Consider the following 11,776-nt stretch of genomic DNA (forward strand, 5'->3'; position numbering starts at 1 on the left):
TTTGGATTTCCGGCGCGCTGGGGACTCCGGAAATCCGGATTTCCGGAGTTGTAACCCGCGCATTCGAGGCCCGCGCGAACCTAAAGCCCGAAGCTGCCGAACGGAATGAACCGCACCGGATCGCCCGGCTCGATCTGTTGGGCGTCTTCGCTGACCTCCACCAGCCCTTCGGCCCAGGCGAGGCTTGAGATCATGCCCGAACTGTCCGACCGGAACAGCACCGCGCGGCCCTCGCCATCGAGCCGGGCGCGGAGGAGTTCGCGCCGTCCGGTCCGTTTGCGCTTGGCGAAGGCGGCGGGCACGGTGAAGCCGCGCGGCTCCGGCCAGCGCCCGCCGGCGAGCAGCGACAGCGCCGGGCGGGCAAACAGCAGGGCGGTGACGAAAGCCGAGACGGGGTTGCCCGGCAGGCCGAAGATCGGCATCCGTTGCCATTGCGCCAGCACCAGCGGTTTGCCCGGTTTCAGTGCCACGCGCCATTGGGTGAGATGGCCTTCCTGCCCGAGCAGGGCCGATACGTGGTCTTCATCCCCCGCCGAAGCGCCGCCGGAGGTGAGCACCACGTCCACCGCGCCGCGCGCGGCGTTCAGCGCCCGGCGCAGCGCGTCGCGGTCGTCGGGCACATGGCCGAGATCCACCGCCCGGTGACCCCAGCGCGCGGCGAGGCTCAGCAGCATCGGGCGGTTGGCGTCATAGGTGCGGGCCGGATCGCGGGTGGTGCCGGGGGCGGCCAGCTCGTCGCCGGTGGAGAGCACGCCGACGCGGAGCTGTTTGCGCACCCTCACCTCGGCAAGCCCCAGCGCGGCGAGCAGGCCAAGCTCCGCCGGCCCCAGCACACAGCCCGCCGCGAGCGCCAGCGCGCCCTCGGCCACATCCTCGCCGGCGGCGCGGGTATTGGCGCCTGGCGAGAGGCCATCGGGCAGGGTGATGCGGCCGTCGGCGATCACCACCTCTTCCTGCATCGCCACACTGTCCACCCCCTCGGGCAGCAGCGCGCCGGTGAGCACCTTGACGGCGTGGCCGGGCGCGACGGCCGAGCGATGCGGGGCGCCCGCCGCCGACCGGCCCTCGTCAAGCAGCAGCACATTGCCGCCGGCAAGGCTGGCATGGGCGAAGCCGTAGCCATCCATCGCCGAATTGGTGCCCGGCGGGTTGGCGCGGGAGGCGATGGCGTCGTCGGCGAGAAGGCGGCCCTGCGCTTCGGCCAGCGCGATCCGCTCGACAGCCGTCACCGGCCCGAGCGAGCCGCGCAGCATTGCCTGCGCCTCGGCCACGCTGGCCATGCCCGGCGCGCTTTGCGGCAGGAAGCAGGCATCGGGCAGATCGCCCGGCGTTTCGGCCACCAGCCCGGTTTCGGCGAGGATGAAATCGGCGATCGCGGCGGTGTCGTTCAGATCGAAGACCGGCACGGGCAGGTCCGCGAGCGCCACGTCGGAGGCCACCGCGCGCACCGTCGGATCGTCGGGCTGGATCAGCTCGTGGCCGGCCGGCTCGCGAAACACTTCGATTTTGGCATGGGCGTCGCGCTTGTAGCCTTCGACCAGCACGAGGTCGACGGGCGCCAGCTTGTCGAGCATCTCGCCCATCGGCGGCTCCGGCGCGTCTGCCAATTCGTGCAGCAGGGCCCAGCGTTCGTGCGAGGCCAGCAGCACCTCGCGCGCGCCCGCCTGCCGGTGGCGGTGGCTGTCCTTGCCGGGACGGTCGAGATCGAAGGCGTGATGGGCGTGCTTGACCGTCGAGACGGTGAAGCCACGGGCGCAGATCTCGGCCACGAGCCGCTCCATCAGCCCGGTCTTGCCTGCGTTCTTCCAGCCGATGACGCCATAGATCTTCATGCCCTGCCTCCTGCCAGACGGGCGCGGGCAAGTGCAAGGTCTTCGGGCGTGTTGACGTTGAAAAACGGATCCTGCGGTGTGTCGGGGAAATCCGCGCGCGCCGCGCCTTGCCCAAGCGCCCAGGCGGCCACCTTGCGCGCGCCCGCCTCCAGCGCGAGGCGCAGATCGTCGCGCAGGCTGACCGGCCAGAGCCCGAAGGTGGGATGCAGGCCGGAGGATGTGGCCGCCAGCGCAATCGGCGCGTGCTCCCGTTTGGCGGCGGCGCCGAGGGTGCTGACGAGACCTGTGGGCAGGAAGGGCGTGTCGGCGGCGGCGGTGACGATATGGCTCGCCCCTTCCCGCGCAGCCCAGTCGAGCCCGGCAAGCACGCCTGCGAGGGGGCCGGGAAAGCCGGGCAGGCTGTCGGGCAGCACCGGCAGGCCGAAGCCGGCGAAGCGGGCAGGGTCGTCATTGGCGTTCAGCGCCAGCCCCGCCACCTGCGGGCGCAGGCGGCGGATCACATGGGCCAGCATCGGCGTGCCGCCGAGATCGAGCAGCGCCTTGTCGCCCCCGCCCATCCGCGTGGCCTGCCCGCCCGCGAGGATCACGCCGAGGGGTGCCAGCTTTTCTCCGCGCTCAGGCAATTGCATCTCCGCCGGTTTCCCCCTACCGATAGTGCCTTAACCCTAGGACCAGCCATGACCCGCTCCAACCCGAAATCTCTCGCTCTGCGAGGCTTTTATGATGGCACGCCTTTCGTGCTCGTCGTCGTGCCCTTCGCGCTGCTCTTTGGCGTGGTGGCGACGGAGGCGGGGCTGAACGTGGCCGAGACGATGGGAATGTCGATCCTCGTCATCGCCGGGGCCGCGCAATTTGCCGCGCTTCAGCAGATGGTGGCCGATACGCCGCTGGTGATGATCCTGATCACCGCGCTGGCGGTGAACCTGCGCATGGCGATGTATTCCGCCTCTCTCACGCCATGGCTTGGCAAGGCGCCGCTGTGGAAGCGGGCGGTGGCGGCCTATCTGATGGTCGATCAGTCCTATATGCTGGGGCACGCAAAATTCGAACGCGAGCCGGATCTGACGCTGTCGCAGCGCCTCAGCTATTACTTCGGCATAATGACCCTGATCGCGCCGGTCTGGTATGCCGCCAGCTATGTGGGGGCGTTGGCGGGCAAGGCGATTCCGCCGGAATTTGCCCTGGATTTCGCGGTGCCGATCACCTTTCTTGCGATGATCGCACCGATGGTGAAGTCGCTCGCGCATCTGGCGGCTGCGGTCACATCGGTGGTCCTGGCGTTGCTATTCGCGGGATTGCCCTATGGCACTGGCCTGCTGGTGGCAGCGGCCTGTGCGATGGCGGTGGGGGCAGGGGTGGAAGTGGCTATGGGGCGGCGTGCGCCATGAGCATGTCGAGCGTTGAAATCTGGACCGTGATCGTCGGGCTCGGGATCGGCACATTTCTGATCCGCTTTTCGTTTCTCGGGCTGGTGGGCGACAGGCCCTTGCCTGCCTGGCTGCTGCGGGTGCTGCGCTACACCCCGGTGGCGGTACTGCCGGGGCTGGTCGCCCCGCTGGTGCTCTGGCCGCAAGCCACCGATGGCGTGACGGATCCGGCCCGCCTTGTCGCGGCGGTGGCCACGGTGGTGCTTGGTGTCGCCACCCGCAACACGCTGATCGCGATCATCGGTGGGGCGCTGACGCTTTATGCAATGCTCTGGCTGGTGGGTTAGCTGCGGCGCGGGGCCGGGCCGGGTTTCGGGGCCGGGCTGCTTTTGCGTTGTCTGTACCCTGTGAGGATGGTTTGCCGCGCTCCGGGCGAGGGGCCCCAGTCCTTCAGGATTCTAGCGGAGTAGAGTTGCGAGATGAGGGATAAGGCGCAGTGAATTCAAAGAGATGGAGGGTGTTTCCACCTCCGTCTTTCGGTCACGTATCGGAAGGCTGAGGCTAGGCTGAGGGCATCGCAGCCGCGCCGCGTTCAGCGCAGGTAATGCCCGATCACCCGCACGAAGGCTTGCGGGATATCCTCGAAGCTATAGCCGCCCGGCTTCTGGGTCAGGGCAATGGCGATCAGCCCGCCGCTGATCAGCAGCATGATCGCCGCAATGCGCGGCGGCCGGCCCTCGGAGAACGCCGAGACGATGGCGGGAACGGTGAAAACGAGGATGATGACACCAACCACCAGGAACAGATCATTTTGCATCGCGCCTTCTCCCGCCGGCGGCTGACCGGCCCGGAACACGGACCGTCTTGCCATTATTCGGGGTCGGTGGCGAAAATCAACCGTTCCGCGCAGGGCGCGACGCGCAGGATATTGGTGGTGCCCGGCACGTTGAAGGGCACGCCGGCGATCACCACGATCTGATCTTCGTCGCCGGCGATGCCCGAGGCCCGCGCCGCCCGTGCCGCCGACACGACGGCGATCTTGAAGCGGTCCACCTCGCCATGGGTCATGTGGCAGGAGATGCCCCATGACAGGCAGAGCCGCCGCGCCGTGCCCTCCAGCGGGGTGAGCGCAAGGATCGGTACACGGGGCCGCTCGCGGGCGGTGAGCACGGCGGTGGTGCCCGACTGGGTGAAGCAGCAGATTGCCTTGATGTCGGTGGCTTCGGCGATCTCGCGCGCCGCCGAGACGATGCCGTCGGCGACGGTGCGCCGTTCGATCAGGCGGCTGGCCTCGATCACCCGGCGATAGGTCGGGTCGAGATTCACCTCGGTCGCCACCGCATCCATCGTTTTTACCGCCTCGACGGGGTAATTGCCCGCCGCCGATTCCGCCGAGAGCATCACCGCGTCGGTGCCTTCGTAGATCGCGGCGGCCACGTCCGACACTTCGGCGCGCGTGGGCACCGGGCTTTCGATCATGCTTTCGAGCATCTGCGTGGCCACGATCACCGGCTTGGCGGCGGCGCGGCAGGCATGGACGAGCCGCTTCTGGATCGGCGGCACGGCCTGCACCGGCAGCTCGACCCCAAGGTCGCCGCGCGCGATCATGATCCCGTCGGAAACCTTGAGGATCGCCTCGAAATCCTTCACCGCCGAGGGCTTCTCGATCTTCGACAGCACGGCGGCGCGGCCATTGGCGAGGCGGCGCGCCTCTTCCACATCCGAGGCGCGCTGCACGAAAGAGAGCGCCAGCCAGTCGACGCCCAGCTCGCAGGCGAATTCGAGATCCTTGCGGTCCTTCTCGGTGAGCGCGGCGAGCGGCAGCACCACCTCGGGCACGTTCACGCCCTTGCGGTCGGAGATCGTGCCGCCGACCATTACTTCACAATTGGCATAGTCGGCGCCAAATTCCTTCACCCGCAACCGGATCTTGCCATCGTTGACGAGCAGCGACGTGCCCTTTTCCAGCGCGGCGAAAATCTCCTTGTGCGGCAGTTGCACGCGGGTGGCGTCGCCCGGCGTCTTGTCGAGGTCGAAGCGGAACTCGTTGCCCTCTTCCAGCTCGACCGCGCCGTTGGCAAAGACGCCGCAGCGCAGTTTCGGCCCCTGCAGGTCGGCCAGCACCGCGATCGGGCGGCCCAGATCGCGCTCCACCCGGCGGATCATCTCGTGGCGGGCGCGGTGTTCTTCATGGGTGCCGTGCGACATGTTGATGCGGAACACGTCGGCACCGGCCTCGAACAGTTTGCGGATCATGTCGTAATCGTTCGACGCGGGACCGAGGGTGGCCACGATCTTCACGTTCCGGTGGCGTTGCATAGTGCCAATTCCTTCGAATACGGGCCGTGTTAGCGGTCACGGCATGTCAGGCGCTCTATGCCCCAATTCATTGCCAGTCGCAACTGGCGCTTTCCGGCGCGCTCGCCTAAAACCCTGTGGACGACCAAGACGACATACGCATGACATACCTGCCTTTTCACATCGTCGGCGAGGACCGCGAGAGCCGCTGGCTCATCACCTGCGACCACGCTTCCAACGCCGTGCCGCCTGAGGTGAACGGTGGCTCGCTCGGGATTTCGGATGACGACATGGCCCGCCATATCGCCTTCGATCCGGGGGCGGCGGGCGTGTCTCTGGCGCTGGGCGAGCTTATGAGCGCGCCGGTGGTGATGGGCAATTTCTCGCGGCTGGTGATCGACCCGAACCGGGGCGAGGACGACCCGACGCTGGTGATGAAGCTGTATGACGGCACCATCGTGCCCGCCAACCGGCATGTGGATGAGGCCGAACTTGAGCGCCGGCTGAACGCCTATTACCGGCCCTACCACGGCGCCGTGGCCCGGCTGGCGGCGCGGCGGGACGATACCGTTTATGTCGCCATCCATTCCTTCACCCGCCAGTTGCGGGGCCGCGATCCGCGCCCCTGGCATATCGGCGTTCTCTACGGCAAGGATGACCGCTTCGCCCTGCCGCTGCTGCGGCGGCTGCATGACGAGCCGGACCTCTGCGTGGGCGAGAACGAGCCCTATGGCGGCCATCTCGACGGCGACAGCGTCGACCGGCACGCGATCCAGCCGCACCGGGTGAACGTGCTGATCGAGCTGCGCAACGATCTCATCCGTACCGATCAGCAGCAATACGACTGGGCCCAGCGCCTTGCACCGATCCTTGAAGAGGTGCTGGACGCTTCCCAATTGTGAACAAACGGAGACGCGCCCATGCCCCATGACATTGACCCGCAAACCCGGATTGAACTCGAAGCCGCCGCCTTCCGCCGGCTGCAGAAGCACCTGATGGAAGACCGGCCCGATGTGCAGAATATCGACCTGATGAACCTTGCGGGCTTCTGCCGCAACTGCCTCTCGCGCTGGTATCAGGAAGCCGCCAACGAGCGGGGTATCCCGATGACCAAGGAGGAGGGGCGCGAGGTGTTCTACGGGATGCCTTATGACGCATGGCGCGCGCAGAACCAGACCGAGGCGAGCGCCGAGAAACAGGCCGCGTTCGAGGTGGCGTTCAAAGAGAATGTGTTGAAAGACAAGGGCTGAGAGGCGTTCCAGCCTGTTGATGTGCGCCGCCGCACCTAACCTGTGTGAATTCGGGGAGTTCTGTGCGCTGCCTCGCGGCACTATGTCTGAACCAACGCAGATATGGAGGCCCACATGACCCGGCAACCGACTTATTTCATTTCCCATGGCGGCGGCCCCTGGCCGTGGATCGACGATATGCGCGGCGCATTCGGCCCGCTGGAAAAATCGCTCGCCGCGATCCCGTCTGAATTGCCCGAACCGCCCAAGGCGGTGCTGATGATCTCGGGCCATTGGGAGGCGCGCGAGGTGCGGGTGATGCACAATGCGCAGCCGCCGATGGTCTATGATTATTACGGCTTTCCGAAGCATACCTATGACATCACCTATCCCGCCCCCGGCGCACCCGCTCTGGCGGAACGGGCCGCCGAGTTGATCGGCGCGGCGGGCCTGCCGGTGGCGCTGGACGAGGCGCAGGGCTTCGACCATGGCACGTTCGTGCCCGCCTATGTGATGTATCCGCAGGCGGATGTGCCGGTGTTTCAGGTTTCGATGCTCGAAAGCTACGACCCGGAAGACCATTTCCGCCTTGGCCGCGCGCTCGCACCGCTGCGCGACGAGGGCGTGGTGATCCTCGGATCGGGCCTCAGCTACCACAATCTGCGCGATTTCGGGCCGCAGGCCCGGGTGCCGTCGGAAGCCTTCGACACCTGGCTCAATGACGTGCTCGACCGCGCGCCCGAGGCCCGCACCGCGGCGCTCCTTGACTGGGAAAGCGCGCCTCATGCCCGTGCCTGCCATGCTCAGGAGGATCACCTTGTGCCGCTCTTCGCCGCGCTCGGCGCGGCGGAAACCGGCAAGGCCACGCGCACCTATCATCAGGAGATGATCTTTGGCGGCGTGACCGCTTCGTCCTGGCGGTTCGACTGACAAAAAAAGATCCCGGACACGGCCGGGGTCTTTCGCACTCGTTACCCAAACCTGCGTTCAGGTCACTCGTAAACCTCTCCATCCCGCACCCGCCGGGCAAAGGCGGTGCTGTCGCCTGCCGCCAGAACCCTGGCCTGCCCGACCCAGCCATCGCGGCTCACCCGGCCTTTGAACCCCTCAAGATTCGCATCCACCCAGGCGATCTCGTCGGCGCTCCAGCCGGCGATCTGGTCGAAGTGATAAAAGCCGAGACGGTGGCACAGCGCTTCCAGCTTCGGCCCGATGCCCTTGATCTGCTTGAGATCGTCGGCCTTGCCATCGCGCGGGGCAGCGAGCGTGGCGGGCTTGCGGCCTTCGCCCGCGCCGCCGCCGTGAACCGGGTGCGCCCCGTGGTCGGCCTCGACGGCTTCTGCCACGGCGACAACCTCCGCCGCCGCCTCCATCGCCGCCTTTTCGGCCGCCTGCGCCTCGGCCCGGGCCGCCTCCAGCGTGCTTTCCAGCTTGCCGATCCGGGCGTCACGGTCGCGCAGACCGGCGCGGCAGGCGTCCAGCTCCGCCCTGGCGCTGCCGGCATCGCCCGAGCGGCCCCAGATGATCCAGCCCGCGATCAGCCCGAGGAGCGCGGCGAGAATGATGAGCATCACCATTTCGGTGATCAGGAAGCCCCATTCGTGAAACATGCGATCTACTCCTGGTCTCGGTCCGGCTCAGCCGGGCCAGTCGAAGGTGGTGCGCCGGTTCCTGGCCCGGCCTTCTTCGGTGTCGTTGTCGGCGATCGGTTCGGTCTCGCCATAGCCCATGGCGGTCATCCGCTCCGGCGCGACGCCGCGCGCGATCAGCGCGTCGCGCACCGCCCGCGCCCGCGCGACCGAGAGCGAGTAATTCGCCGTATCGTCGCCTTCAGCATCGGTATGGCCGCCGATCACCACCCGCATCCCCGGATCGCGGGTGCACAGCATGACGATCCCCGCCACATCGTTGACGGTGGCGAGCGAATAGGGATCGAGCGCCGCCGAGCCGGTCATGAACCGGATCGGTTGCGCCGCGACCCGCGCCATCGCCGCCTCGGTGCAGCGCGCCCTGGTCGGTTCGAAACCGGGGATCGTGATCCAGGTGCCGCCATGGGCCACCTGCCGCAACCCGGTTGCCGCATTCATCCGTTCAGCCCCCTCCGGCGGCATCGCGCCCGCACTGATCGTCAGCCCCTCGATGGTGCCGAACGCCTCGGCGATCTGGCCGAAGACAATATCCGCGTCGAGCCCCGGCAGCGCCGCGCCGGCGATCGCGACGCCATCGTTCGTGGCGGTGAGCGTATAGCTCTCCAGCAGCGCGGCGAAGCGGCCCATTCCGTCGAGCCGCCCGGCCAGGCCGGGCAGATCGGCGAAGGTGGTTGCCACCTCGCCCGCGATGGCATCGCGCCCGAGCGCGCTGGCTATCCCCTCCATGCCGAACGCTTGCGGTACGATCCCGGCAAGCTTGTAGCCGGTTTCGGCCTCGTAACTCAGGGTGAAGCCGATCTGGCCCGGATCGGTCACGTCGATGGCGATCACCGCGTCGAACCCGGCGAGATCGCCAAGCGCGCCGCGCGCGGCGGCGTCTTCCGCCGGGGTTGCGGCGGTGCCGCTGAGGGTGAGCGTGCCGCCCGTGAGCGCGAAGCTGCCCGCGTCGAGCGGGCCGAGCGCCGCGCCGCCGGCCGCCAGTGCCGCGCCCCAACCCTCCGGCGCGCCATGGCCGAGGGGCAGGGCCTCCGCCCCCGGCACCGCCGCCGCGAGGCCGGCCCGCGCCACCGCGCTCGGCGCATAGCCGGTGGCGGCGAGCGATCCGTCGGCCCCCTTGGCAAGCGCCGTCTCATAGGGTGCGATGTCGGGCAGCACCTCGACATCGCCCGCGTTCACCACCCGGCGGCCGCGAATCGCATCGAGCCCGGCGATGACGCGGTCAAGCTCGGTCCGGGTGTCGGCGAGGCCGGTCAGGGTGATGTCTCGCCCAGAGACCCGCACCGCCATCGGATGCACGGTGCCGGTCACGGCCTGCTGCGCCGCGGTGGCGATCCGGGCCTGCATCGAGACGGCGTGAGACTGCGCGCCCCAATAGCCAAGCCCGGCTATGCCCGCGACCAGAACCAGCGCGCCCAGAGCCTTGCTCATCCTCCCCCCTTTCAGGTCTCCCTGTCTGCAGGACAGCAGGCATCAGCCCCGGGTACAACGCAAGGGGGAAACGGCGCGTGTTTTTGTCACGGGGGGCGTGTGTTTCAGATCGCCGCTTTCAGGCTTTCCTCAAGGTAGATTTCGCGCAGACGCGCGGCCACCCGGCCGGGCGTGCCCGCGCCGATCTTTGCACCGTCGATCTCGACCACCGGCATCACGAAGGCGGTGGCCGAGGTCACGAAGGCTTCATCGGCCTCCTTCGCCTCGTCGATGGTGAAGCTGCGCTCCTCCACCTCCATCTGCGCCTCGGCGGCGAAGCGCAGCACGGCGGCGCGGGTGATCCCGTGCAGGATGTCCTGGCTGAGCTCGCGGGTGATGATCCGGCCGTTCTTGACGATATAGGCGTTGTTCGAGGTGCCCTCGGTCACCTTGCCGTCTTCGACGAACCAGGCGTCATCCGCGCCCTCGGCCTTGGCGGCCATCTTGCCCATCGAGGGGTAGAGCAATTGCACCGTCTTGATGTCGCGGCGGCGCCAGCGCAGATCGGGGATCGAGATCACCTTCATGCCCACCTTGGCCGCAGGGCTGTCGGCGAGGCCGGGCTTGTTCTGGGTGAACATCACCACCGTGCCCGTGGTGGTCTCGGGATCGGGGAAGGCGAAATCGCGGTCGCCGGGATTGCCGCGGGTGATCTGGAGATAGACCAGCCCCTCTTCGATCCCGTTGCGCGCCACCAGCTCACGATGGGCGGCCAGAAGCGCCTCGTGGCTGATCGGCTGCACCATGTCGAGCTCGGCGAGCGAACGGGCGAGGCGTGCGGCATGGCCATCGAAATCGACGAGTTTGCCGCCGAGCACGCTCGTCACCTCATAGACACCATCGGCCATCAGAAAGCCCCGGTCGAAGACCGAGACGGTGGCCTCTTCCTCGGGCAGATAGGCCCCGTTCACGTAAACGATGCGGCTCATTGCGCGTCCTCTCTGTTGTCTCTGTCGGGCCTTCGTCATCCCCAGAGGTCCGGCGTGGATGGATGCACGCCCGCCTCGTCATAGTGCAAAGGGTCCGCCCGGTCTTGGGCGAGAAGAAGCGGCCCGTCAAGGTCCGTCACCATCGCGCCCTGCGCCACCAGCACGGCGGGCGCCATCGCCAGCGACGAGCCGACCATGCAGCCGACCATCACCTTGTAGCCCTCCGCCCGCGCCGCATCGCGCAGGGCGAGCGCCTCGGTCAGCCCGCCGGTCTTGTCGAGCTTGATGTTGATCACGTCATACTTGCCCTTGAGGCCGGGCAGGGAGGCGCGGTCATGGCAGCTTTCGTCGGCGCAGACCGGCACCGGGCGGGCCATGCCGATCAGCGCCTCGTCCTCGCCCGCCGGCAGCGGCTGCTCGACCAGTTCCACCCCGAGCCGGACCAGATGCGGCGCGAGATCGGCATAGACCTGCGCCGTCCAGCCCTCGTTGGCGTCGACGATGATGCGCGATGCCGGCGCACCCTCGCGCACGGCTTCGAGGCGGGGCATGTCGTCGGGGGTGCCGAGCTTGATTTTCAGAAGCGGGCGGTGGGCATTCGCCGCCGCCTTGGCGCGCATCTGCTCTGCCGTGCCCAGGCTGAGCGTATAGGCGGTGATCTCGGGCCCCGGCGCGGCGAGCCCGGCCAGCTGCCAGGCCCGCTTGCCGGCCCGCTTCGCTTCAAGATCCCACAAAGCACAATCCACCGCGTTGCGCGCGGCCCCCGCGGGCAGCAGCCCCTGCAATTCGTCGCGCGTGAATTGCTCCGGCAGTCCGGCGATTTCAGCCGCCACGCTCGCCAGTGTTTCACCGTAGCGCGCATAGGGCACGCATTCGCCCCGGCCTTGCACACCGCCATCCCCGGCGCGCACCGTCAGCACGGCGGCCTCGGTCTTCGACCCCCGCGAGATGGTGAACACCTCCGCCAGAGGGAATCGCTCTTCGGTCACCGTCAGGCGCATCTTT

General features: G+C 67.9%; 13 protein-coding genes. 5 read left to right on the forward strand and 8 right to left on the reverse strand.

The genetic code is table 11. The annotated features are described in order from the left end of the window. Positions 1-80: 80 nt before the first annotated feature. Positions 81-1,832 carry a bifunctional molybdopterin-guanine dinucleotide biosynthesis adaptor protein MobB/molybdopterin molybdotransferase MoeA gene (locus QMG28_RS04115; RefSeq protein WP_281840883.1) on the reverse strand — a complete coding sequence of 584 codons (1,752 nt, stop codon included), beginning with the start codon at positions 1,830-1,832 and terminating at the stop codon, positions 81-83. After that, entirely contained in the window at positions 1,829-2,455 is a 627-nt protein-coding gene (gene mobA, locus QMG28_RS04120; protein ID WP_281840884.1) for a molybdenum cofactor guanylyltransferase MobA, read from the reverse strand. The genes QMG28_RS04115 and mobA overlap by 4 nt, the downstream gene beginning before the upstream one ends. Positions 2,456-2,509: 54 nt before the next feature. Here mobA and QMG28_RS04125 point away from each other — a divergent pair, with 54 nt between their 5' ends. Both QMG28_RS04125 and QMG28_RS04130 read left to right on the forward strand, forming a co-directional pair. Continuing rightward, positions 2,510-3,220 carry an AzlC family ABC transporter permease gene (locus tag QMG28_RS04125; protein ID WP_281840885.1) on the forward strand — a complete coding sequence of 237 codons (711 nt, stop codon included), beginning with the start codon at positions 2,510-2,512 and terminating at the stop codon, positions 3,218-3,220. Further along, the gene (locus QMG28_RS04130) at positions 3,217-3,546 is read left to right on the forward strand and encodes an AzlD domain-containing protein (RefSeq protein ID WP_281840886.1); all 330 of its coding nucleotides are present in this window, start codon (positions 3,217-3,219) and stop codon (positions 3,544-3,546) included. Before QMG28_RS04125 ends, QMG28_RS04130 begins: the two co-directional genes overlap by 4 nt. 245 nt (positions 3,547-3,791) lie before the next feature. Here QMG28_RS04130 and QMG28_RS04135 read toward each other — a convergent pair whose 3' ends face one another. Next, positions 3,792-4,016 (reverse strand): hypothetical protein, encoded by a 225-nt coding sequence (locus QMG28_RS04135; RefSeq protein WP_281840887.1) that lies wholly within the window; start codon positions 4,014-4,016, stop codon positions 3,792-3,794. Between the two features lie 53 nt (positions 4,017-4,069). Then, positions 4,070-5,518, reverse strand: coding sequence for a pyruvate kinase (gene pyk / locus QMG28_RS04140; RefSeq protein ID WP_281840888.1), 1,449 nt, complete (start codon positions 5,516-5,518; stop codon positions 4,070-4,072). A 140-nt stretch (positions 5,519-5,658) separates the two neighbouring features. Here pyk and QMG28_RS04145 point away from each other — a divergent pair, with 140 nt between their 5' ends. The 3 genes from QMG28_RS04145 (at position 5,659) to QMG28_RS04155 (ending at position 7,656) form a co-directional block, all read left to right on the forward strand. Further along, on the forward strand, positions 5,659-6,399 hold the full coding sequence (locus QMG28_RS04145; RefSeq protein ID WP_281840889.1) for an N-formylglutamate amidohydrolase: 741 nt from the start codon (positions 5,659-5,661) through the stop codon (positions 6,397-6,399). A 30-nt stretch (positions 6,400-6,429) separates the two neighbouring features. Then, on the forward strand, positions 6,430-6,747 hold the full coding sequence (locus QMG28_RS04150) for a DUF1244 domain-containing protein (protein WP_281841064.1): 318 nt from the start codon (positions 6,430-6,432) through the stop codon (positions 6,745-6,747). A 114-nt stretch (positions 6,748-6,861) separates the two neighbouring features. Next, positions 6,862-7,656, forward strand: coding sequence for a DODA-type extradiol aromatic ring-opening family dioxygenase (locus tag QMG28_RS04155; RefSeq protein WP_281840890.1), 795 nt, complete (start codon positions 6,862-6,864; stop codon positions 7,654-7,656). Between the two features lie 62 nt (positions 7,657-7,718). Here QMG28_RS04155 and QMG28_RS04160 read toward each other — a convergent pair whose 3' ends face one another. The 4 genes from QMG28_RS04160 to dgcA form a co-directional block, all read right to left on the reverse strand. After that, the gene (locus tag QMG28_RS04160) at positions 7,719-8,336 is read right to left on the reverse strand and encodes a helix-hairpin-helix domain-containing protein (RefSeq protein ID WP_281840891.1); all 618 of its coding nucleotides are present in this window, start codon (positions 8,334-8,336) and stop codon (positions 7,719-7,721) included. Positions 8,337-8,363: 27 nt separating this feature from the next. Further along, the gene (locus tag QMG28_RS04165) at positions 8,364-9,803 is read right to left on the reverse strand and encodes an OmpA family protein (RefSeq protein WP_281840892.1); all 1,440 of its coding nucleotides are present in this window, start codon (positions 9,801-9,803) and stop codon (positions 8,364-8,366) included. A 104-nt stretch (positions 9,804-9,907) separates the two neighbouring features. Next, positions 9,908-10,771 (reverse strand): D-amino-acid transaminase, encoded by an 864-nt coding sequence (locus QMG28_RS04170; RefSeq protein ID WP_281840893.1) that lies wholly within the window; start codon positions 10,769-10,771, stop codon positions 9,908-9,910. Between the two features lie 35 nt (positions 10,772-10,806). Further along, positions 10,807-11,772, reverse strand: a complete 966-nt coding sequence (dgcA, locus tag QMG28_RS04175; protein WP_281840894.1) for an N-acetyl-D-Glu racemase DgcA — start codon at positions 11,770-11,772, stop codon at positions 10,807-10,809. Between the last annotated feature and the right edge of the window lie 4 nt (positions 11,773-11,776).

It is taken from the genome of Sinisalibacter aestuarii (assembly GCF_027923545.1).
GTDB classification, from domain to species: Bacteria; Pseudomonadota; Alphaproteobacteria; order Rhodobacterales; family Rhodobacteraceae; genus Sinisalibacter; species Sinisalibacter aestuarii.

Coding starts and splice junctions, on each gene's coding strand:
- QMG28_RS04160 (WP_281840891.1), bottom strand. CDS start 8,336: ATGTTTCACGAATGGGGCTTCCTGATCACCGAAATGGTGATGCTCATC.
- QMG28_RS04170 (WP_281840893.1), bottom strand. CDS start 10,771: ATGAGCCGCATCGTTTACGTGAACGGGGCCTATCTGCCCGAGGAAGAG.
- QMG28_RS04135 (WP_281840887.1), bottom strand. CDS start 4,016: ATGCAAAATGATCTGTTCCTGGTGGTTGGTGTCATCATCCTCGTTTTC.
- pyk (WP_281840888.1), bottom strand. CDS start 5,518: ATGCAACGCCACCGGAACGTGAAGATCGTGGCCACCCTCGGTCCCGCG.
- QMG28_RS04115 (WP_281840883.1), bottom strand. CDS start 1,832: ATGAAGATCTATGGCGTCATCGGCTGGAAGAACGCAGGCAAGACCGGG.
- QMG28_RS04130 (WP_281840886.1), top strand. CDS start 3,217: ATGAGCATGTCGAGCGTTGAAATCTGGACCGTGATCGTCGGGCTCGGG.
- QMG28_RS04165 (WP_281840892.1), bottom strand. CDS start 9,803: ATGAGCAAGGCTCTGGGCGCGCTGGTTCTGGTCGCGGGCATAGCCGGG.
- QMG28_RS04155 (WP_281840890.1), top strand. CDS start 6,862: ATGACCCGGCAACCGACTTATTTCATTTCCCATGGCGGCGGCCCCTGG.
- QMG28_RS04125 (WP_281840885.1), top strand. CDS start 2,510: ATGACCCGCTCCAACCCGAAATCTCTCGCTCTGCGAGGCTTTTATGAT.
- QMG28_RS04145 (WP_281840889.1), top strand. CDS start 5,659: ATGACATACCTGCCTTTTCACATCGTCGGCGAGGACCGCGAGAGCCGC.
- dgcA (WP_281840894.1), bottom strand. CDS start 11,772: ATGCGCCTGACGGTGACCGAAGAGCGATTCCCTCTGGCGGAGGTGTTC.